The sequence below is a fragment of the Humibacillus xanthopallidus genome (assembly GCF_044793955.1).
In the GTDB taxonomy this organism is placed as follows: Bacteria; Actinomycetota; Actinomycetes; order Actinomycetales; family Dermatophilaceae; genus Humibacillus; species Humibacillus xanthopallidus_C.
In genome coordinates this window covers 22,973-42,688 of record NZ_CP084995.1, presented here as the reverse complement: position 1 = coordinate 42,688, position 19,716 = coordinate 22,973, and the positions used below count along the sequence as shown (strand labels likewise).

At 72.9% G+C, this 19,716-nt stretch carries 20 protein-coding genes; 6 read left to right on the top strand and 14 right to left on the bottom strand.

Annotated elements, in window-relative coordinates; genetic code table 11:
* Nucleotides 1-49 precede the first annotated feature (49 nt).
* Complete coding sequence (locus LG278_RS00180) at nt 50-811, top strand: GNAT family N-acetyltransferase (RefSeq protein WP_404389737.1); 762 nt, start codon at nt 50-52, stop codon at nt 809-811.
* 128 nt (nt 812-939) lie between these two features.
* Here LG278_RS00180 and LG278_RS00175 read toward each other — a convergent pair whose 3' ends face one another.
* Nucleotides 940-1,920, bottom strand: coding sequence for a thermonuclease family protein (locus LG278_RS00175; RefSeq protein WP_404389735.1), 981 nt, complete (start codon nt 1,918-1,920; stop codon nt 940-942).
* Between the two features lie 167 nt (nt 1,921-2,087).
* Between LG278_RS00175 and LG278_RS00170 the strand changes: the two genes are divergently transcribed.
* Complete coding sequence (locus tag LG278_RS00170; RefSeq protein WP_404389733.1) at nt 2,088-2,474, top strand: iron chaperone; 387 nt, start codon at nt 2,088-2,090, stop codon at nt 2,472-2,474.
* A 16-nt stretch (nt 2,475-2,490) separates the two neighbouring features.
* On the opposite strand, the gene LG278_RS00165 is transcribed toward LG278_RS00170, so the two are convergent.
* The 4 genes from LG278_RS00165 to LG278_RS00150 all read right to left on the bottom strand — a co-directional run bounded on the left by LG278_RS00165 (nt 2,491) and on the right by LG278_RS00150 (nt 6,297).
* The gene (locus tag LG278_RS00165; RefSeq protein WP_404389731.1) at nt 2,491-2,592 is read right to left on the bottom strand and encodes a DUF427 domain-containing protein; all 102 of its coding nucleotides are present in this window, start codon (nt 2,590-2,592) and stop codon (nt 2,491-2,493) included.
* A gap of 166 nt (nt 2,593-2,758) precedes the next feature.
* Nucleotides 2,759-4,033: an NAD(P)/FAD-dependent oxidoreductase gene (locus tag LG278_RS00160; protein WP_404389729.1), complete on the bottom strand. Its 1,275-nt coding sequence runs from the start codon at nt 4,031-4,033 to the stop codon at nt 2,759-2,761.
* On the bottom strand, nt 4,033-5,091 hold the full coding sequence (locus tag LG278_RS00155; protein ID WP_404389727.1) for a semialdehyde dehydrogenase: 1,059 nt from the start codon (nt 5,089-5,091) through the stop codon (nt 4,033-4,035). The genes LG278_RS00160 and LG278_RS00155 overlap by 1 nt, the downstream gene beginning before the upstream one ends.
* A 120-nt stretch (nt 5,092-5,211) precedes the next feature.
* Nucleotides 5,212-6,297, bottom strand: a complete 1,086-nt coding sequence (locus LG278_RS00150; protein WP_404389725.1) for a DNA glycosylase AlkZ-like family protein — start codon at nt 6,295-6,297, stop codon at nt 5,212-5,214.
* Between the two features lie 206 nt (nt 6,298-6,503).
* Between LG278_RS00150 and LG278_RS00145 the strand changes: the two genes are divergently transcribed.
* Entirely contained in the window at nt 6,504-6,707 is a 204-nt protein-coding gene (locus LG278_RS00145) for a hypothetical protein (protein ID WP_404389723.1), read from the top strand.
* Between the two features lie 15 nt (nt 6,708-6,722).
* Here the strand turns inward: LG278_RS00145 and LG278_RS00140 are convergent, their stop codons facing one another.
* From LG278_RS00140 to LG278_RS00110, 7 genes are all read right to left on the bottom strand, one after another.
* Nucleotides 6,723-7,793 (bottom strand): helix-turn-helix domain-containing protein, encoded by a 1,071-nt coding sequence (locus LG278_RS00140; protein WP_404389721.1) that lies wholly within the window; start codon nt 7,791-7,793, stop codon nt 6,723-6,725.
* A gap of 111 nt (nt 7,794-7,904) precedes the next feature.
* Nucleotides 7,905-8,891: an alpha/beta hydrolase gene (locus LG278_RS00135; protein WP_404389719.1), complete on the bottom strand. Its 987-nt coding sequence runs from the start codon at nt 8,889-8,891 to the stop codon at nt 7,905-7,907.
* Between the two features lie 205 nt (nt 8,892-9,096).
* On the bottom strand, nt 9,097-10,224 hold the full coding sequence (locus LG278_RS00130; RefSeq protein WP_404389717.1) for a VWA domain-containing protein: 1,128 nt from the start codon (nt 10,222-10,224) through the stop codon (nt 9,097-9,099).
* Nucleotide 10,225: 1 nt separating this feature from the next.
* A complete protein-coding gene (locus LG278_RS00125; RefSeq protein WP_404389715.1) occupies nt 10,226-11,206 on the bottom strand; it encodes a VWA domain-containing protein in 981 nt (326 codons plus the stop codon).
* The gene (locus tag LG278_RS00120) at nt 11,203-12,255 is read right to left on the bottom strand and encodes a DUF58 domain-containing protein (protein ID WP_404389713.1); all 1,053 of its coding nucleotides are present in this window, start codon (nt 12,253-12,255) and stop codon (nt 11,203-11,205) included. The genes LG278_RS00125 and LG278_RS00120 overlap by 4 nt, the downstream gene beginning before the upstream one ends.
* Nucleotides 12,234-13,271 (bottom strand): AAA family ATPase, encoded by a 1,038-nt coding sequence (locus tag LG278_RS00115; RefSeq protein ID WP_404389711.1) that lies wholly within the window; start codon nt 13,269-13,271, stop codon nt 12,234-12,236. The genes LG278_RS00120 and LG278_RS00115 overlap by 22 nt, the downstream gene beginning before the upstream one ends.
* 96 nt (nt 13,272-13,367) lie before the next feature.
* Nucleotides 13,368-14,264, bottom strand: coding sequence for a S1C family serine protease (locus tag LG278_RS00110; protein ID WP_404389709.1), 897 nt, complete (start codon nt 14,262-14,264; stop codon nt 13,368-13,370).
* Nucleotides 14,265-14,430: 166 nt separating this feature from the next.
* On the opposite strand from LG278_RS00110, the gene LG278_RS00105 reads away from it, so the two are divergent.
* Nucleotides 14,431-15,309 (top strand): CHAD domain-containing protein, encoded by an 879-nt coding sequence (locus LG278_RS00105; RefSeq protein WP_404389707.1) that lies wholly within the window; start codon nt 14,431-14,433, stop codon nt 15,307-15,309.
* 18 nt (nt 15,310-15,327) lie between these two features.
* Here the strand turns inward: LG278_RS00105 and LG278_RS00100 are convergent, their stop codons facing one another.
* Entirely contained in the window at nt 15,328-16,803 is a 1,476-nt protein-coding gene (locus LG278_RS00100) for a sulfatase (RefSeq protein WP_404389705.1), read from the bottom strand.
* 136 nt (nt 16,804-16,939) lie between these two features.
* On the opposite strand from LG278_RS00100, the gene LG278_RS00095 reads away from it, so the two are divergent.
* Entirely contained in the window at nt 16,940-17,824 is an 885-nt protein-coding gene (locus LG278_RS00095) for a potassium channel family protein (RefSeq protein ID WP_404389703.1), read from the top strand.
* A 48-nt stretch (nt 17,825-17,872) separates the two neighbouring features.
* Here LG278_RS00095 and LG278_RS00090 read toward each other — a convergent pair whose 3' ends face one another.
* Complete coding sequence (locus LG278_RS00090; RefSeq protein WP_404389701.1) at nt 17,873-18,871, bottom strand: DUF389 domain-containing protein; 999 nt, start codon at nt 18,869-18,871, stop codon at nt 17,873-17,875.
* 77 nt (nt 18,872-18,948) lie between these two features.
* Here LG278_RS00090 and LG278_RS00085 point away from each other — a divergent pair, with 77 nt between their 5' ends.
* A complete protein-coding gene (locus tag LG278_RS00085) occupies nt 18,949-19,485 on the top strand; it encodes a GNAT family N-acetyltransferase (protein ID WP_404389699.1) in 537 nt (178 codons plus the stop codon).
* Nucleotides 19,486-19,716: the final 231 nt, after the last annotated feature.

Here is a 19,716-nt window from a genome sequence, read left to right as displayed (position 1 = left end):
GCGCAGAAATGGGGTGCTCGGCCGTCGGGCCACCTGTCATCGTGACGGCATGAGGACCCTGCGCGACCGGCGTCTCGACCGCGTCGAGGACTACTACGACGAGGTGCCGCGTGCCGTCACGACGGTCGAGGAGCTCGGCCCGTTCACGCTCTTCGTCGCCGACGAGGGCACGGGCTGGCAGTTCTATGCGAGGCCCCGCCGCGGCGGAGCCGCGTCGTTCGACGAGCACGACGTGCGGCAGGTCCTCGACCGCCAGGCCGAGCTCGACGTGCCGCGTGCCATCGAGTGGGTCGACGAGGTGACCCCTGAGCTGCTGCCTGCCGTGCGCGCGGCGGGGCTCGAGCCGCACTGCTACCCGCTGCTCGTGCTGCCTGCCGACGTCGTCGTCGAGGCCGATCCGCGCGCCCGGTCGCTGCGCCCCGCCGAGCCGCACCTGGCGCTCGCGATGGGGGCCGTGTCGGCCGGCTTCGGCGGCAAGGACACGGTCGAGCCCAAGGACCCGGGGCGGCGGCCCGAGCTCATCGAGCGCGGAGACCTCATCGTCGTCGCGTCCTTCGAGGACGGGCGGCTCTGCGGCGCAGGCTCGGCCGCGCCGCGGGGTGACGTCGCCGAGCTGATGGGCATCGCCGTGCCGCCCGGTCACCGCCAGCGTGGGCACGGGACCGCAATCACCCGCTCGCTCGTCGCCGAGTGCCGCTCTCGCGGAGTCGACCTCGTCTTCCTGACGGCCGGGTCCGACGCCGCGGCCGCGATCTATCGACGGGTCGGCTTTGTTGACATCGGCACCGCCTGCGTCCTCGAGATCGACTGACGCCGCGGCCTCACCGGGCGGATCGCCCGCGTGGGACCGATGACTCAGCTTCGCGGCATCCGGCATCTCGTCCGTGCGGGAGCTCACCACGAGACTGCGTCACCTGTCCCGTAAGGGTCGGGCAGGGGTCAGACCTTGGCGGGGCGGAAGCCGGCTGCGATCGCCGAGCTCATCGAGCTGAAGCACTGCTCGGGGTTGGTCACGCCGTAGTAGCGGTCGCCCGGCTCGTGGGCGATCATCGAGTCCTCGTTGCCCTTGACGGGCCGCGACTGCGGGCACGGGTGCCTGTCGCCGGCCAACGGCCACGCGCCTCCGGTGCCCCCCGCGGTCGAGCCACCTCCCGAGGTGCCACCTGAGCTCGGCTCCGCGCAGGCGGCCTTCGGGCTCGCGGCGTCAGCGTTGACGTATGCCGTCTCGCGGGCGTGGGTGCCGTAGCCGTCGCGCGAGTCGTAGCGGGCGACGGCCTGCCCCTTCTTGACCTGGCGCAGGCCGGCGTCGACACCGTTGACGTCGACGTACCGCAGCAGCCGTCCGTACTGGTCCATGTCGTCCTGGGCGCCGGCCGTGAGCCTGACCCGCTGCCCGCCGATGATGCCGCGCAGGTTGCGTGTCGACTCCGTGAAGCCGCACTGCCCCGACTCGGGGGTGTCGATCCCGATGAGGCGGACCTTGCGCGAGATGCCGTCCCGGGCGACCCAGATGGTGTCGCCGTCGACGACCTTCGTCACGGTCCACAGGGCAGCTGCGGCCTTGGCCTTCGCATCCGCCGCAGCCTTGGCCCGAGCCGACCTGTCGGCGGCCTTCGCGGCGGCCGCCTTGGCCGCTGCGGCGCGGGTGGCGGCTGCCTGGGCATCGGCGGCCTTGGCAGCCTCGGCCTGGTCAGCAGCCGCACGGTCGGCCACCGCCTTCGCCTCGGCCGCCCGGCGGGTCGCATCGGCATCGGTCGTCACCGCGGGAGGCGCCGGAGTCTGCGTCACGGTCACGACGGGCGCGGCCCCCGCACCCGCGAGCGCGATCTCGTCCGAGCCCCGTGCAGCGTTGCCGCCGAGCGCGGCGAGCGCGACGAGGGCGGCGACCGCGAGCAGGCCGTTGGTCCTGCGACTGCGCATCGTGCTCCCTGTCCGCCTGGTGATCGGCTCACCGTAGGTGATCGCCACCGCCCTGTCCGGCGAATCGACCACGGCGCCACTTCGGCCCCACGACCCGTCGTCGGTCAGACTGATGGCACCGACGTCCCGGCCGACGGGGTCAGGACGGCGTCCCACGAGGGGGAGCGATGAGCGAGCCGGAGACCGCACCTGACCCGAAGCGCACGACGGCGCCGACGACCGTGGAAGCCTACGTCCAGGGCTTCCCCGACGGGCCGCGCGAGGTGCTCGAGCAGGTGCACGCGGCCCTGCGCCGAGCCGTGCCCGGCGGCGAGGAGAAGATCCGCTACGGCATGCCTGCGATCATGTTCGCCGATCGCTACGGCATCCACTTCGCGGGGTGGAAGAAGCACGTCGGCCTCTACCCCGTCGGCCAGCTCGAGCCCGACCTCGAGGCCGAGGTGGCGCCGCACCGGGCGAAGAAGGACACGGTGCAGTTCTTCTACAAGGACCCCGTGCCCTACGACCTCATCGAGCGGATCGCCCGCTCGCTCGCGGCGCGACACCGAGAGTGAGCCGCGAGCGCCGACCTCAGTCGGTGACGGTGACGCCGCGCCAGAAGGCCACGCGGTCCTGGATCTGCGCAGCCGCGCTCTTCGGCGTCGGGTAGTACCAGGCCGCGTCGCGGCTCATGCCCCCGTCGATGGCGAGGGAGAAGTAGGACGCCTCGCCCTAGACACCCCCCACCCGACCGCGGGGGACGGATGACGCAGCTTCACGGCATACCCCCGCGTGTCCGTGCGTGCCCGTGCGGCACGTCGTGACGAAGGGGCGTCAACCGTCCCTGTGCGGCGGGCGGTCAGGCGGTGCGGGCGGCGGCGAGGTCACCGACGGAGGGTGCCGGTTCGGCAGGACGACGCCCGTATGCCGCGTGGCGGGCGAAGTCAGCCACCACCTGGGCGGCCCTGCGGCGCGACGGCATGAAACGCAGGAAGAAGGTCAGCCGCAGCACCCACGCCAGCCACCCCGTGAACGGGATGCCGTAGAGCTCAGAGACGGAGCGGCCGAAGCCGAACGACGCGGCCTGCCCGAGCCCGCGGTAGGCGAACGGCCGGGTCGGGCGACGGCGGAGCGTGCGCGCCAGGTTGCGCCCGACGTGCTCGCCACCCTTGATCGCCCAGAGCGCGTTGGCCGGCACGGGCTCACCGCTCGTCGGGTGCACGACACAGGCGGCGTCACCCGCTGCCCACACGCCGTCGACGACGGAGAGGTCGGGCCGCGTGACGAGGCGTCCGCGCGGGTCGCGGTGCATCTCGAGCCCCGGCACCTGCACGGGCCGCTGGCCGATCGTCGCGATGACAGTGCTCGCGGGCAGGCTCGTCCCGTCGGAGAGGTATGCGTGCTGCTCGGTCACGCGCGCCAGGCGCACTCCCAGCCGGACGCGAACGCCGAGGCGCTGGAGCTCCTGCTCAGCCCGCCGGGCGAGGCGCGGCTGGTGGTCGCGCAGCTCGGGGAGGATCGCGTCGCCGGAGTGCACGAGCTCGACACGGACGCGCGCACCGCCGAGGTCGGCCACCGCTGCAGCCATCTCGACACCGGCCATGCCGCCACCGGCGACGAGCACCGTGTGCCGGCGCAGCCCGCGACGGGCGGCGGCCAGTCGGACGCGCTCGGTGAGCACGGCGATGTCGCCGGGCGCGCGCAGGGTGAAGCCGTGCTCGGCGAGTCCGGGCACGGCGGTGGCCGGCTCGCGGCCACCCGTGCCGACGACGAGCTCGTCGTAGTCGAGGGTGCACTCGCGGCGCGGACCGGACTGCTCGTCGAGCAGCTCGTAGCGCACGACCCGGTGCTCGGCATCGACCGACGTCGCGCGACCGAGGATCACGTGCGCGTGCGGCATCGCCTCGGCGAGGGGAGTGCGGGTGCGCTCATAGGGCAGCAGACCGGCGAGCACCTCGCCGGTGAAGCCGTGGAAGCTGTGGGCGTCGTCGGCGCTGATCACGACCACCTGCACCTCGCCACGACGGACGGCGCGGCCGGCGTGACGCATCAGACCGGCATACGCGTGGAGCGTGACGTAGCCGCCGCCGAGCAGGACGACGCGGTGCTGTGCGACCGGGAGCCGGGTGCCCATCACGCCACCGCCAGCGTGCGGGTCGCGAGGTCGACCGGTCGGCCGAAGCTCGTCGGTGCGGCGGCCTGGAAGCCGAGGTGCGACTGCTCGGCGGCCAGCGCACGGGTGTGGTCGACGAGCTCGAGCGAGGGCACGCCGATCGAGAAGTGGCCGTCGTGCCCCGACAGGGCGAGCAGCGCCGTCTCGGCGAAGCAGGCGTAGGCGTGACCGTCGGGCAGGCCGATGTTGCCGCCGACGAGTCGCAGCGACGGGATCGCCACGACCCCGCCGTCGACGACGAGCACGTCGGGTCGCACGGTGACGAGGTCGGGCGAGGTGTTGCGCGGCTGGGTCGCGTCGAGCACGACGGCGCCCCCGCGCAGGTGCTGTGGCGCCAGCAGTGCGTCCGCCGAGGCCGTGAGCAGGATGACGAGGTCGGCGTCGGCGACGGCCTCGATCGAGGTCGCCGCGACCGCCGGCACCTGCCGTCCCACCTCGGCCGCGAGGGCGTCCAGGCGCCCGGCCGAGCGGGCGACGAGGGTCAACCGGCCCGCCGCACGGTCACGGGCGAGCAGCCTGGTGACGGCCGAGCCGACGCTTCCCGTGGCGCCGACGACGGCGACGTGAGCGCTGCCCAGCTGCCCGACGTGGTCGAGGAGCATCCGCGCCTGATCGTCGACGATGGCGGCCGTGAAGGCGTTGCCGTTGGTGACGCCGATGTCGGTGCGGGCGCGCAGCGAGACCCCGCCGCCGGTGACCGTCGCGGTCAGGGCGCCGAGTCCGACGGTGCTGCACCCGAGGCCGCGGGCCTTGTCGACGGCGCGGTGCACGCGGTCGCGACCCGCGCCGGGCTCGGCCAGCAGGTGGCGCGCTCCGAAGGGCACGAGCACGACGTGCCCGACCTGCGACCCGCCGATGTGGATCGCTGCCATCGAGATCGGCGGCACCGGCAGGCGCCGCAGGGCCGTGGCGTAGACGCGCTCGGGGACGTGTCCGAGGGGCGCCCAGACGCGGGCCATGTCCTCGCTGAGGCGGGCGCGCGGGTGGACGGTGAAGGCGAAGGTGCGGGGGCTGCTCATGCTGCGAAGGAGGCCGCGCGGGGGCAGGTGATACGGCGCGGGGGCCCGCAGGACGGCGTAACCCGGGATTTTGGGTATGCGTGCCTAGCTCAGTCGGCGAACTCCACCTCGCGGGGTGGCTCAGGGGCCGGTGACCTCGAGGCCGAGCCACGCGGCGAGGTCGGCGATCTCGCGGTCGACCGCGGCCCGCACGGCCCTGGTGAAGCGGACGTCCTCGTGGATCGCGTTGACGACGAGCGTGCCGGCCTTGCGGTCGGCCTGGGCGTCGAGCTTCCCGACGAGCCGGTCGTGGTGGAGGATCGGCAGGGCGTAGTAGCCCCAGCGTCGCTTGTCCCTGGGTTTGTACATCTCGAGGATGAACTCGAAGTCGAAGAGCTGCTCGGCGCGCACCCGGTCGTGGATGAGCCGGTCGAACGGGCTGAGCAGCGCCGTGCGTCCCTCGCGCTCGGGGAGGTCGAGGTATGCCGGGTGGACCCGCCACGTGCCCGGCACCCCCTCGACCTCGGCGGGCTCACCGGCGTCGCCGGCGTAGGGGTCCTCACCCGGCATGACGGTGCCGCTGGCGCGGGCGATGCCGAGGGCGGAGAGGCGACGCTCGTTGCGGTGCCGGATCGCCTCGTCGAGCGTGAGCGTCGGCAGACCCGGCGGGTAGACGCGCTCGGGGAGGTCGAAGTAGCGCTGGCGGCCCTTGCGCCCGGCGATGGCGACCTCCCCGCGGAGCGCTAGCGCCTCGAGCATCTTGGTGATGTTGCGGTTGTTGGTCCATCCGGTCGAAGGCCAGGGCACGACGCTCGTGTCAGGGATGTCGCGCGAGAGCAGCGGGCCCTCGGCGTCGAGCCGGGCGAGGATGTCGCGACGGAACGAGTCGTTGGCGGTCAGCCAGTCGGCCATGTAGGGGTAGGGCTCGGCGTCGCGCACCTCGGCGATGACGGCGGGCACGTCGAGCGGGCTGCGCACGAAGGCCACCGTCTCGACGAGGGTGTGGTCGTGCTCGAGGGCGCGCGTCAGCTCGGCCGGGTCGTAGGCCCCGCCGAGCCGGCTCCACAGCACGAGGTCGGCGCTAGGCGCGATGGCCGCGGTCGGGTCGATCTGCAGGAGCGTCAGCCGCTCGACGACGGCGACGAGGTCGGTCGGGCGCGGCAGGTCGAGCAGCTGCGCGTGGATCGCGATGCGACGCGCCTGGTCGACGCTGAGACGGTGGACCATGCCAGAGACGCTAGCCGAGCGGTGCGACAGGGCGGCGGGTCCGCAACCTCCCAACCATGGCTGGATCGTCGCGGCCCCGGGCCGATCCGGCCACGACATTCCATCCGTGGCTGGATGGTTGCGGAGTCGGCGGCGATCCTGCCACGACGACCCATCCGCGGCTGGATGGTGGTGGCCTCGCCGTATGGCGCCACTACGCTGACGCCATGGCTGGTCAGGTGTCGTCGCCGTTCTGGGTCAAGGTCATCGCGACCTTCACGGGGTGTGGGTCCATCGGCGCGCTCGTCGGCCTGCTCGTGGGCGCTATGACCGATGACGTCGGTCGCGGCCTCGCAGGCGGCGTCATCGCCGGTCTCCTCGTCGCCCTCGCCCTCGTCGTCTTCAGGCCGGACCTCATCCGGGGCAACTGACCGGCCCCCGAGGCATCAGCCGAAGCGGGCACCGCCTGCCCGGCGCACGATCAGCGCGGTGTGCAACCGCGCCCGGCCGCGGCCGCTGGTGACCTCGAAGCCGAGGTGGTGCGGCAGGTCGGCGAGCCTCGCCTGCAGCGTCGAGTGGTGCAGCCCGGCAGCGCGCGCCACCGCCCGCACGCTCTCGGCGTCGGCGAGCGACTCCAGCGCCCCGACCGACCACCCGTGGGCCACGGCGCGCTCGACCCCGGCCACGTCGGCCGGCGGGATCGCCGTGTGGTCGGCCGCCTCGACGGCGTGAGCCAGCAGGCCGAGGTCGCCGACGCGCACGACCGGGTCGCGCTCCGAGGTCACCCGCAGCGCGAGCAGCGCACCCGCCCACGACTCCGGCAGCCGGTCGGCCGTGACGGGCTCGCCCACGCCCGCACGCACGTCACCAGGTCCGGCTCCGGGTCCGGCTCCGAGACCGAGGTCGTCGGTGACGTCACCGCGTACGAGCACGGCGGTGACGAGGCCGTATGCCGTCGCCATCCTCGCGGATGCCAGTGCAGCGGGCTGGAGCGCGGTCAGGGACGTGCTTCGCGCGGCCGCCACGACGGTGAGGCGGGTGCGTGGCTCGAGCCCGAGTCTCGCTGTCGCGCGGTCACGCTCGCCGGCGGCCGAGGTGGCGTCGAGCAGCACCTCGAGCGACTGCTGCCCCGCGCCGTCAGGCGCCCCCGGGCGGGTCACCGTCACCGAGTGGGCGAGCCGCTCGAGCACCATGGCGTCGTTGGCGTGCGCGGGACCGGAGCGCTCGAGCCACACAAACGCGCCGTCGCCGCAGTCACGCTGCGGCCACGCGGACGAATCGGTAGCAACCGCAAGCTCGCCCGCCCCCGCCGGAAGCCGCGCTCCGGCCGGGTCGACACGGATGGCCGTGCCACCTCGGGCGAGACCCGCAACCGTGCCGGACAGCAGGGCTGCCCCGCGCACCATCGTCTCGACGCCGACCCGACCCTCGACGAGATGGTCGAAGTACGTGATGACCTTGAGGGTCTCGCTGGCCTCCGGGTCGAGGGAGGTCAGCCGGCCGACGAGCTCCTGCACCTGGCGTCCTTGGGGTGTGGGTTCTCACCATCGTAGGCGCAGAGTCTCAGCGAGGCCGGTGCGCGAGCGGGCCCGGCGACGGTCGCCGAGCCCGCCGGACGGCATACCTGCTCAGGCCTCGCCGGCCACGTGGCCGAGGATGCGGTCGAACCAGTCGCGATGCGCCTCGACCGACTGGCGTGCGACGGCTGCGGCGCCTCCCATCATCTGGAAGCCGTGGAAGCCGCCGGGCCACACGTGCAGCTCCGCGACGCCGCCGTCGGCCCAGATCTGCGTCGCATAGGCGACGTCCTCGTCGCGGAAGACCTCGGCCGAGCCGACGTCGATGAACGCCGGGGGCAGGCCCGAGAGGTCGGTCGCCCGCGCGGGCGCGGCGTAGATGGACACGTCGTCGGTGCCCCGGCGGTCGCCGAGGTAGGCGTTCCAGCCGGTGTCGTTGGAGCCGCGGTCCCACACGCCGACGCCGACGAACTGGTGCGAGCTCACCGTCTCGTTGCGGTCGTCGAGCATCGGGCACATGAGGAACTGGCCGATGAGCGCCGGCCCGCCCCGGTCGCGGCACAGCAGCGCGACCCCTGCCGAGAGCCCGCCGCCGGCGCTGCCACCCGCGACGACGACACGCTCGGCGTCGAAGCCGAGCTCGTCGCCCTGCGTGACGAACCACTGCAGGGCGGCGTAGCAGTCCTCGACCGGCACGGGGTCGGGGTGCTCCGGGGCGAGGCGGTACTCCACGCTCGCCACGACGGCGTCGTAGCGCTCGACCCAGTCGACCACTGCCTCGACGCCGGTGAAGCGGTCGCCGATGATCATGCCGCCGCCGTGGATGTGGAAGACGGCCGGACCGCCGGCGACGTGGTCGGTGCGGCGGAAGATCGACACGATGAGCTCGGCGCCCTCGTAGCCGGGAGCAGTCCGCTCCTCGTGGGTGATCGGGCGCCCCTCGAGCACCTGCTCGAGCGGGACCGTCAAGGGAGCCGCCCGCATCAGGGGGATCATGTCGGGCGTCAGCGTGGGTGGCAGGTTCTCGCCGATGACGGAGAGCACGGCTGCCATCTCCGGGTCGAAAGGCGGTCGGCGAAGGGTGTCGGGGGTCGTCACGGGGGTCCTCCTGGGTCGGGGCCACCTCGTCGTGGCCACGCAGCCATCGTCGTATGCCGGCCGGCTCGCCCTCCACCGCCGCGGCGACGCGATGTGGCCGGGTTGACCCGCCGCGTGGCCAGCCCCGCTGACCAGTGGCCGGCGCGGGTGCAGCGGCCAGCCCGGTGGACCAGTGGACGGCCCGGATCAGCAGCGGCCGGTCGGCTCAGTGCAGCGGTGTCCAGCGCAGCGAGAGACCGAGTCCGAGCAGGAGAGCCATCGCTGCGAGGGCGGCGAAGCCGGCGCTGAGGTCGATGTCGCGCTGCTGCACGGTGACGTGCTTGGGCAGGTCGCCGAGGACGGCGCCGAGCTGGTCGGCGTCTGTGGCGCCGAAGTAGGCGCCGCCGGTCGTGGTCGCGACGGACTTCAGGGCCTCCTCGTCGACGACGAGGTAGTTGCGGCCGCCCCCACCTCCCCCTCCGCCCCCACCGCCGAAGCCGCCCCCGAAGCGTGGTGGCGCGAAGCCGCCGATCTGGTCGCGCGAGCAGGCCATCTGGGTCGGGTTGCGGGTGCCGAAGCCGATCGGGTAGACCCGCACCCCGCGCGCGGAGGCCTGCTCGGCGGCCTGCGCCGGGGTGACGCCCCGGGTGTTGGCGCCGTCGGTGAGCAGCACGATGATCTCGGGTGCGAAGTCTCGCTCGCCCCCCGACGGCGCCGGCGGGGCAGCCGGAGTCGGGGTCGGCGTGGTCCCGTCGGAGGTGCCCGGTCCGTCGGTGCTCGGCTCGTCGACGAGGTCGCTCGGTGCCACCTCGGGGTCCAGCTCGGCGATCGCATCGATCGAGGTGAGGATCGCGGCACCGATGGCCGTGCCGCGCCCGGTCGTCACGGCCTCGAGCTCGGTGAGCAGGGCCTCCCGCTCGGTCGTCGGCGGCACCGCGAGCTGCGCGAACCCGGAGAAGATGACGAAACCGACCTTCGTCTCGTCGTCGAGGCCCTCGACATAGCTCCGGACCGCGGCCTGGGCGGCCCCGAGACGGTTGGGCTCGACGTCGGTCGCGCACATCGATCCCGACACGTCGAGGGCGAGGATGATCGTCGCGCTCGAGACCGGCACGTCGGCTCGCACCTGCGGTCGCGCCGCCGCGATGCCCAGCAGGGCGAGGGCGGCCAGCACGAGCCCGATCGGCACGTGCCGGCGCCAGCGCCGCACCGGACCGGCCGCCACGCGCACGAGCGCGACGTTGGAGTGCCGCACCGCTTGGCGCCGCCGCCGTCGCAGCTGCCAGAGGTAGGCCGCGAGCAGCAGCGGCACCGCGATCAGCAGGACCAGCAGGAGCGGTTGGGCAAAGGACACCTCAGATCACCCGACCCTGCCGCAGCACCGACACCGTCGCCCCGGCGAGCAGGAGCAGCGCCGCCAGTCCCGCGAAGAGAGAGGTGATCTCGCGCGGCACGGTCCGCGTCACCCACTCCACCTGGATCGAGTCGTAGACCTGCGCGAGCGAGGAGGCGTCGTTGGCCGCGTGGTAGGTGCCGCCGGTCGTCTCCGCGATCCTCTGCAGGGTCGGGGCGTCGAGGGCGGTCGCGATGCTGAAGCCGTCGACCTCGATGACCGTGCCCTGCGGGGTGCCGAGCCCGATGGTCTCGATGCGCACGCCGGCCGTCGACGCGAGGTCGGCGAGCTCGGCCGGGTCGGGACCACCCGTGTTCTCGCCGTCGGTGAGCAGCACGACGGCCGTGCCGCCGTAGTAGCCGATCGGGGTCTCGTCGGCGCCCGTCTCGGCGTCACCCGGAGCAGCGATCTGCCGGCCGGCGATCGCAGAGAGCGATCCGAGGATGCCCTCGCCGAGCGACGTGTCGCCTTGCGGTTGAAGGCGGTTGATCGCCGCGAGCACGGCAGCCCGGTCGTCGGTCGGGCGAGCGGTCACGATGGCCGTGCCGCCGAAGGCGACGACGCCGACGCGCACACTCGCCGGTTGCTGCTCGACGAAGCCGCGCGCCGCGGCCTTGGCGGCGTCGAGCCGGGTCGGTCGCACGTCGTCGGCCGCCATGCTGCCCGACACGTCGAAGGCGAGCACGACCGTGCCCTCACGGTTGGGCTGGGCGACCGCCGCGACGGGTCGCGACAGGGCCACGACGAGCACCGCGAGCGCGGCGAGCAGCAGCACCGGCGCCACGTGCCGCGCCCGGTCGCGGGGCCGACCGCCGAGCACGAGCCCTTGCGCGGCCAGCTCCGACCGCCGCCTCGCCTGCGTCCGCAGGAGTCGGCGGTAGGCCACGACGAGGGCGGGGATCGCCAAGAGCCCCAGCAGCGCCCACGGCCAGGTGAGGGTCATCGCCGCCTCCGCCGCCGCAGGGTGGAGACCCGCACCAGGGCGAGCACGAGGTCCTCGTCCGTGCCGACGCGGTGCAGGTCCACGCCGGCACGGGCCGCGAGCGAGAGCAGCTCGTCCTCGCGCGCCTCCGCGGCGGACCGCAGGCGGGCGCGGAAGGCGGGGTCGCTCGTGTCGACGAAGATCTGCTCCCCCGTCTCGACGTCCTCGACCCAGATGGAGCCGGCATCGGGCAGCTCGACCTCGCGAGGGTCGGTGACCTGCAGCGCGACGACGTCGTGTCGCTGCGTCAGCCGTCCGAGCGGCGCCTCCCACCCGGGCTGGGCGATGAAGTCACTGACGACGACCACTAGTGACCGCCGGCGAGCCAGCCGGGCGACGTGGTCGAGGGCCGGACCGAGGTCGGTGACGGCATACGGCTGCGTGGCGCCGCGCACCCTTGCCTGTCGTCGCTCACGACGCCGCTCGCGACGGCGCTCACTCCACGAGCTCCCTGGTGTCTCGGTCGCTTCCGCCGTGGCGGCATCGCGCTTGGAAAGGAGCGCGCCGGCGATGCGCAGCACCTGGGTGCGGCCCGACGCCGGCGGGATCACCTGCTCGACGCCCCGGTCGAGCAGCACCGCGCCGACCCGGTTGCCCCCGCGGGTCAGCACGTGCGCCAGGGTGGTCGCCACCTCGGCGAGCACGAGGTGCTTCTGCCTGTCGACGGGCCCGAAGGCCATCGACGCCGAGTGGTCGAGCACGAGCCAGGCGGTGAGCTCGCGGTCCTCGACGTACTCGCGCACCCACGGCTCGTCGAGGCGCGCCGTCACGTTCCACTCGATGTGCCGCGGGTCGTCGCCGGGCACGTACTCCCGCAGGTCGGTGAAGTCGAGGCCGGACCCGCGAAACAGGCTGCGGTAGTTGCCTTGCAGCAGTCCGTCGAGCCGCCGGATGACGCGCCACTCGAGCTGGCGCAGCAGCCGCTCGGGGCGCAGCCCCGCCTCGGCGCCGCCCGGTCCTCCAGAGGCGTCGCCGAGGGGGTATGCCGTCAGGCCGGCTGACCCGGCCACCCTGACCTGCCGTGGTCGGCGGGCATGGCACGCTCGCGCAGCGGCACGGAGGGCACCGGCACGGCGTCGAGGATCGGGGTGAGCACGTCGTCGGCTGAGAGGTCCTCGGCAAGCGCCTCGTAGGAGAGCACGATCCGGTGCCGCAGCACGTCTCGCGCCAGGTCGCGCACGTCGGTCGGCAGCACGTGGTCTCGGCCGCGGAGGAACGCGAGCGCCCGAGCCGAGAGCACGAGGTTGATCGAGGCGCGGGGGCTCGCACCGAAGGTGAGGAAGCGGGCGATGTCGGCCCGGCCCACGGACGCCGGCGAGCGGGTCGCCATGGCCAGCGCGACGGCATACTCGATGACGGCGGGGTCGGCATAGACGGCGTCGGTCTGACGCTGGAAGTCGCGGAGCAGGTGGGCGTCGAGCACGCGTGCCGTCGCGACAGCCGCGGCGATCTGGCGCTCGACGACGACGAACTCCTCTGCGGCAGAGGGATAGCCGATGAGGACCTTGAGCATGAAGCGGTCGACCTGCGCCTCGGGGAGGGCATAGACGCCCTCGCTCTCGATGGGGTTCTGCGTCGCCATGACGAGGAAGGGATCGGGCGCGGCATACGTCTCGCGTCCGATCGTCACCTGGCGCTCCTGCATGACCTCGAGCAGGGCGCTCTGCACCTTGGCGGGGGCGCGGTTGATCTCGTCAGCAAGCACGAGGTTGGCAAAGACCGGCCCCAGCGAGACCTGGAACTCGCCGTCGCGCTGGTTGTAGATGCGGGTGCCGACGAGGTCGGCGGGCACGAGGTCGGGTGTGAACTGGATGCGCTGGAACTCCCCGCCGATGACCTGGGCGAGGGTCTTGATCGCCATCGTCTTGGCGAGGCCCGGCACACCCTCGACGAGCAGGTGGCCCCGGGCCAGGAGCGCCACCATCATCCGCTCGAGCAGCACGTCCTGACCGACGATGGTGCGCTTCACCTCGTAGAGCGCCTGCTCGAGCGCCTGCCGGCCCGTGGGGGTGGTCTCGGGATCCATGGCTCCTCCAAGGGTTTCGGCTGGGCGGGTCGGTCGGCGGTGCGGGTCGGTCGAGTGGTGCAGGTCGGGCTGAGGTCTTCGGTGGATGGGGGGCGGTCAGTGAGGGGGCGCGCCGGCGCTGCCGCCGGCCGTCGCGATGGGCACGGCGAAGCCGATGCCCACGAAGAGCGCCTGGTCGCTGGGGTTGGCCAGGCCCGTGACGATGCCGACGACCTGGCCGGCCTTGTTGAGCAGCGGCCCACCTGAGTTGCCCGGGTTGACAGCGGCATCGAACTGGATGAGGTCCTCGAGCTTGCGGTCGCCCTCGACGGTGACGGTGCGGTCGAGGGCCGACACGACCCCGGCGGAGAGGGAGTCGGTGAGGCCGAGCGGGTGACCGACGGCAAAGACGGACGACCCGACCTGCACGCCGCCGCCGAGCACCGCGGGCACGACCGTGTCGGGCAGTCGCTGCGGACGAAGGGTCGCGATGTCGCTCGCGGGGGTGCTCTCCTCGATGGTGGCGGCGGAGTTGGTGCCGTCGCTGAAGGACACGGTGATCGACTCCGCGCCGTCGACGACGTGCAGGGCGGTGAGCACGGTGCCGTCGGCGTTGACGACGACACCCGCGCCGCTGCCGGCCCTGCCGGACTCGCCGCTGCCGGAGCGGGTCGTGATGAGCACGAGGGAGGGCGCGACCGCGGCATGGGCGAGGGTCGCGTCGGAGGGCCTGGCCGCGTCCTGCTCGGCCTGTTGCTCGAGGCCCGCCTGCACGCCCGCCGTGACGTCGGCCCGGGTCAGGTCGGCGGGAGGCGGCGGGCGGGTCAGCGCATACGAGATGGCGAGGGCGGCCACGGCCAGCACCGCGATCGAGGTCCACCACAGCCGGGCGGGAACGCGGCGCGCCCGACGGAGCAGACGGGGCAGACGGGGCGAGCGGGGGGCAGGCGGGGCGGGGGCACCGCCCGCGGGGGCGGCACCGGACACCTGCTGGGGAGCGGTGACGCGTGCCACCTTTTCGACTCTACGTTCCCGGCGGCCGCAGCGGCAGGGGTGCGCGAATCTCGCTCGCCCGCCCGGTGCCCTGCCCGCCCGGGGGCTGCCGTCCCACCCATCGGGTGAGGCGCGCCCGGGTGGGGCGGGTGGTGACTCCGCCGGCGGCGTCCTATACAACTAGGGGGTGCCGACCGCCGCGACCCTGCTGCACGACCGGCTCGCCGAGCAGCAGCGCGACCTCATCGCCGCGGAGGCCGCTGTCCGGCGAGGAGATCCCGAGGGCATCCACGACCTCCGGGTGGCGATGCGCCGCATCCGCTCGGCGCTCGCGAGCTTCCGGCCCATCGTCGACGCCGGCGTCACCGATCCGTTGCGCGATGAGCTGCGGTGGGCGGCCGGACGCCTCGGCGAGGCCCGTGACGCCGAGGTCGTCGCCGACCGCATCGTCAGCCTCCTCGACGAGGTCGCCGCCGACACCCCGCCGCAGGTGCTCGACCGCCTGCGTGAGCGCGTGCACGCCGACGCCGCCTCCGTGCGCGACGTGGCCGTCGAGACGCTCGACAGCGAGCGGTATGCCGCCGCGCTCGTCCTGCTCGACGTGGTCACCGCGCGCCCGCCCTTCACCGACGAGGCCGAGCGCAAGGCTCGTCCGCTGGCACGCCGCCGGCTGCGCCGCGAGGCCCGTCGAGTGCTGCAGCTGGCCGAGGAGGCTTGGGCGACGACCGAGCCCGAGGTGCGTGCCGAGCGGCTGCACGACGTGCGCAAGCGTGCCAAGCGGCTGCGCTACGCCGCCGAGGCCTGCGTGCCGGTGCTCGGCAAGCACGCGACCCGCGTCGCCAAGGCCGCCGAGCGCATCCAGTCCACCCTCGGCACCCACCACGACGAGATCGTCACGCGTGCCGCCCTGCGCCGCATCGCGGAGGCCGACGACGGCGACGAGGCGAGCGCCTTCCTGCTCGGCCGCCTCGACGCGCTCGAGGAGCAGGCCGAGGCCCGTGTCGAGCACCGCGCCGCCAAGGACGTCGCCCGACTCGCCAAGGTCGCCGCCAAGCAGCTCGGCTGACACCTGCGAGGGGTCGAGCTAGCGGACGAGGTGCGGCACGGGTTGGTCGGGGTGGGGCTCGTCGCCGAGCGCCTTTTGCGCCAGCCACATCCGCGCCTCGAGATCGGCGCGCACCGCGGCATACGCCGGGTCGTCGGCGACGTTGACGAGCTCGTCCGGGTCGGCCTCGAGGTCATAGAGCTCCCACTCCTGTGCGAAGCGTCGGTCCGAGCAGCCGGGCAGCCCGAGCCCGTCGTTGTAGAAGAAGATCAGGGTGTGGCGGTGCGTGCGGTAGCCGTAGTGCGCCCCGACCTGGTGACTGCCGTCGTCGTGCATCCAGTAGCGGTAGTAGAACCCCTCGGTCTCCCTATCTCGTTGCGCCCCAGCCGGATCCGTGAGATCACCCCAGAAAGACCGGCCCTGCATCCGCTCCGGCACGACCACCCCGGCTGCGTCGAGCAGCGTGGCTGCGAGGTCGACGTTGGTGACGATCCGGTCGAGCGCCTGTCCGGCCGGCACGCCGCGCGGATAGGACAGGACGAAGGGCATCCGGATCGACTCCTCGTACATGAAGCGCTTGTCGAACCAGCCGTGGTCGCCGAGGAAGAAGCCCTGGTCGGAGGAGTAGATGACGATCGTGTCGTCGAGGTCACCGCGCTCGCGCAGCCAGTCGGTGACACGTCCGACGTTGTCGTCGATCGATGCGACGCACGCGAGGTAGTCCTCCATGTAGCGCTGGTACTTCCACAAAGCCTCCTCGTCGGCCGAGAGCCCTTGCGGCACAGGCTGCTTGAGGTCCTCGGCGGTGAGGTGGTCGGCGACGCGCATCGCGGCCCGGCGTGCGGTGTCCGAACGGCCCGCCAGGTCGTCGGTGAACGTCGCCGGCACCGGGATCGCGCCGTCGGCACCCGGGCCGTCGACGGCATACAGCCCGGCGTGGGCGGCATCGGGCTCCCACGGGCGGTGCGGAGCCTTGTGCCACACGAGGACGCACCACGGGTCGCCGCTCGCCGAGGCGTCGAGCGACTCCACCCAGTCGATCGCGAGATCGGTGATGAGGTCGGTCGCGTAGCCCTCCTCGACCCGCAGCCCGTCGGGCGAGAGGAAGCGCGGGTCGTGGTACTCGCCCTGGTCGATGAGCGCGTCCCAGCGGTCGAAGCCGTGGGGGTCGTGGTCGACGCCGTCCGTCGACCCCTGCCCCAGGTGCCACTTGCCGACGAACGCCGTGCGGTAGCCCGCCTCCCGCAGCGCCGTGACGAAGGTCGGCTGCGCAGAGTCGATCGGGGTGTCGAGCGTCGTGACCCCGTTGACGTGGCTGTAGGTGCCGGTGAGGATCGACGCCCGGCTCGGCGCGCACAGCGAGTTGGTGGCAAAGAGGTTGTCGAGACGCACCCCTGCCGCCGCGATGGCGTCGATGTGCGGCGTGCGGTTGACGACCGAGCCGTAGGTGCCGATTGCGTGGGCGGCGTGGTCGTCGCTCAGCATGAAGACGATGTTGGGCCGGCGCGCGCTCACGAGCGGGCCGCCTCGGGTCGGTCGGCGTTCACGCCGACCACGCTAGCCTCACGAAGATCCCGACACCGCTGGCACTGCGCCCATATCCTTCGAGACGACGGCCTCCGGCCGCCTGACGCACCGAGGAGGACACGCGATGGCCGAGGGTGATGGCGCTGACTCCGGTGCCGCGGCCGACACGGCCCGTGCACGGCGTGGTGCTCGCGCCGCCGAGAGGGTCAAGGCGCTGCGGGAGCCGCCGGCCATGCTCGACCGCTTCGAGCTCGTGCTCCTGCTCGTCGTGGCCACGATCGCCGTGCAGGGCCTGATCGACGTGCGGGGGTCGGCGATCGCCCAGATCTTCACGCACGCCATCAGCGGGCTCGCGCTCATCGCGGCGGCTCGAGCCTCGGGGGCCCGCCGCCGCTGGCGCCGTGCCGTCGACGTGCTCGTCGTCATCGTCCTCATCGCCAGCCTGGCGACCCTCTCGTGGCGCCGTGCGTCAGGCGACGCCGAGGTGCCGCCCGAGACAATGTGGCTGCTCGCAGCCTCCCTGACCCCGGTGCTCATCGCCCGCAGGGTGCTGCAGCACACCGTCGTGACGCTGCAGACGATCATGGGTGCGGTCGCGGCCTACCTCCAGATCGCCGTCGCCTACGCGTTCCTCTTCCAGACCATCGACGCCTTCACCTCGTCGGCCTTCTTCGGCGAGGAGGTCTCGACGACGACCTACATGTACTTCAGCCTCATCACCATCTCGACGGTCGGCTTCGGCGACTTCGCCGCGGTCACCGACCTCGGCCGGATGGCTTCCGCCAGCGAGGCGGTCGTGGGTCAGGTCTTCCTCGTCACCTTCGTGGCCCTCATCGTGTCCCGCTTCGCCGCGGGTATGCAGCGTGGCCCGGTGCGCGGGGACGACCCGGGAGCGCCGGGGGCGGGCGATGAACCCCAGAGCCTGCTCGCGGCCCTCGACTCCTCGCAGCAGCAGCCGCTGCCTCCGGAGGACCCTGACGACGTCGTGAAGCCCCGACCGCCGGCGTAGGGAACGTGACCCGGCGAAGGCGCCTGACCTGGCGAGAGGTGCCTGACCTCAGCTTGTCGTGCCCACCTCGATGCGCTCGCCGACCGAGCGCTCGACGACGACGTCGATGTTGGCCGGCAGTGCGGCGCTCAGGTCGGTCATGAGGTTCGAGACGGGCGGGAGGTCGCCGGGCGCCGAGACGCGGATGATGGCCGTGAAGCCCTGGTGCTCCACATCGACGATCTCGGCACCCGGCGTGCCGGTGATCCACCGCTCCGAGCTGACGCGGACGCTGTCGACCAGCCGGGCGTAGGCGTAGCCCAGGGCGGAGTTGACGACGAGCGGCACTACCACGAGCACGACGAGCACGCCGAAGGTGACCTTGGTCGAGCGCCGTGACCGTCCGGCGCGTGCGCCGGCCTCCGTCGTGTAGCCGAGGCTCGTGAAGACGAGGCTGCCGGCGAAGACGAGCGCGAGGAAGTTGGACAGGAAGAGCACGAGCGCCCCGAAGGCGAGGCCGAACTCGCCCTCCCCGAGCGAGATGCCGACGACGCCGAGCGGCGGCACGAGCGAGATCGAGATGGCCACGCCCGGCAGGATCGCGGCGACGTCGCGCCGCGCGAGCGCGATGGCTCCCGCGAGCCCGGTCGCGAGGGCCGCGATGAGGTCGATGATGCGCGGGCTCGTGCGACCCGCGACCTGGCTGTTCTCGAGCAGCACCGTGGTGCTCGGCACGATGAGCGAGAAGGCCGCGCCGATCGCGATGACGAGCAGCGCGCCGAGCACGACGAACTTCACCCCACCGGTGCTCTCGCGCTTCACGAGGGCGAGGGCCGTGCCCATGATGGGGGTCGAGAGCGGGGCGATGATCATGGCGCCGATGACCGTCGCTGTGGAGTCGGCGAGGATCCCCGCGCAGGCGATGCACGACGCGAGGGCGAGCATCGTCCAGAAGGCCGAGCGCTTGGATCGGGTGTCGCCCTCGTTGAGATCGAGGTCGGAGGTGAGCTCGTCGAGCGTGCGTCGCTGGTTCTCCGGGAGCACCCGTGCCCGCAGTCCGATGTCCATGGCGTCAGTGTGTCGGAGCCGCCGGGCATCGACCCCCGGTTCGCGTCGATGACGCCCGCGCGGCCTACGATCCGGGGATGCCCGCCCCTCTGGTCCGTGACGCCACTGCCTCCGACGCGGCGGCGTGTGCGGCGATCTACGCGCCCTACGTCACCGACACGGCCGTCACCTTCGAGACCGAGCCGCCAACGGTCGCGGAGATGGTGCTGCGCATCGAGGGGGCGCAGCGCCGCCACGCCTGGCTCGTGATCGAGCTGGACGGCGCGATCGCCGGCTACGCCTACGCGGGCCCGTTCAAGGAGCGCGCGGCCTACCGATGGTCCTGCGAGGTGTCTGTCTACCTCGACCCTGACCACCACGGGCGCGGCGCGGGTCGGCTGCTCTACGAGGCGCTGCTCACCCGGCTGGCCAAGCGCGGCTTCCGGATGGCCGCCGCCGGCATGACCCAGCCCAACAAGGCCAGCGGCCGGCTGCACGCCGCCCTGGGCTTCGAGACGGTCGGCACCTTCCGGGCCGTCGGCTGGAAGCACGGGGCCTGGCGCGACGTCACGTGGGTCCAGCGCCCCCTCGCAGGCGCGCTACCGGATTTCGGGGACCCTCCCGAGCCGGTGTGACCCCGTCACGAAGTGAGCACTCGACACCTAGCGAGTCGAGTGCCCATTTCCCGACGAGACGAAAATGGGCACTCGACCCCCACCCCGTCGAGTGCCCACTTCCCGACGAGACGGAAATGGGCACTCGACCCCCACCCCGTCGAGTGCCCACTTCCCGACGAGGCGAAAATGGGCACTCGACCTGTGTTGAGTCGAGTGCCCATTTCTCGACGGCGAGAATCAGTCGAGTGC

Excerpts from the sequence above, each read along its gene's own strand:
- LG278_RS00180 (WP_404389737.1), top strand. The coding sequence starts at position 50 with ATGAGGACCCTGCGCGACCGGCGTCTCGACCGCGTCGAGGACTACTAC.
- LG278_RS00175 (WP_404389735.1), bottom strand. The coding sequence starts at position 1,920 with ATGCGCAGTCGCAGGACCAACGGCCTGCTCGCGGTCGCCGCCCTCGTC.
- LG278_RS00170 (WP_404389733.1), top strand. The coding sequence starts at position 2,088 with ATGAGCGAGCCGGAGACCGCACCTGACCCGAAGCGCACGACGGCGCCG.
- LG278_RS00165 (WP_404389731.1), bottom strand. The coding sequence starts at position 2,592 with ATGAGCCGCGACGCGGCCTGGTACTACCCGACGCCGAAGAGCGCGGCT.
- LG278_RS00160 (WP_404389729.1), bottom strand. The coding sequence starts at position 4,033 with ATGGGCACCCGGCTCCCGGTCGCACAGCACCGCGTCGTCCTGCTCGGC.
- LG278_RS00155 (WP_404389727.1), bottom strand. The coding sequence starts at position 5,091 with ATGAGCAGCCCCCGCACCTTCGCCTTCACCGTCCACCCGCGCGCCCGC.
- LG278_RS00150 (WP_404389725.1), bottom strand. The coding sequence starts at position 6,297 with ATGGTCCACCGTCTCAGCGTCGACCAGGCGCGTCGCATCGCGATCCAC.
- LG278_RS00145 (WP_404389723.1), top strand. The coding sequence starts at position 6,504 with ATGGCTGGTCAGGTGTCGTCGCCGTTCTGGGTCAAGGTCATCGCGACC.
- LG278_RS00125 (WP_404389715.1), bottom strand. The coding sequence starts at position 11,206 with ATGACCCTCACCTGGCCGTGGGCGCTGCTGGGGCTCTTGGCGATCCCC.
- LG278_RS00115 (WP_404389711.1), bottom strand. The coding sequence starts at position 13,271 with ATGGATCCCGAGACCACCCCCACGGGCCGGCAGGCGCTCGAGCAGGCG.
- LG278_RS00095 (WP_404389703.1), top strand. The coding sequence starts at position 16,940 with ATGGCCGAGGGTGATGGCGCTGACTCCGGTGCCGCGGCCGACACGGCC.
- LG278_RS00090 (WP_404389701.1), bottom strand. The coding sequence starts at position 18,871 with ATGGACATCGGACTGCGGGCACGGGTGCTCCCGGAGAACCAGCGACGC.
- LG278_RS00085 (WP_404389699.1), top strand. The coding sequence starts at position 18,949 with ATGCCCGCCCCTCTGGTCCGTGACGCCACTGCCTCCGACGCGGCGGCG.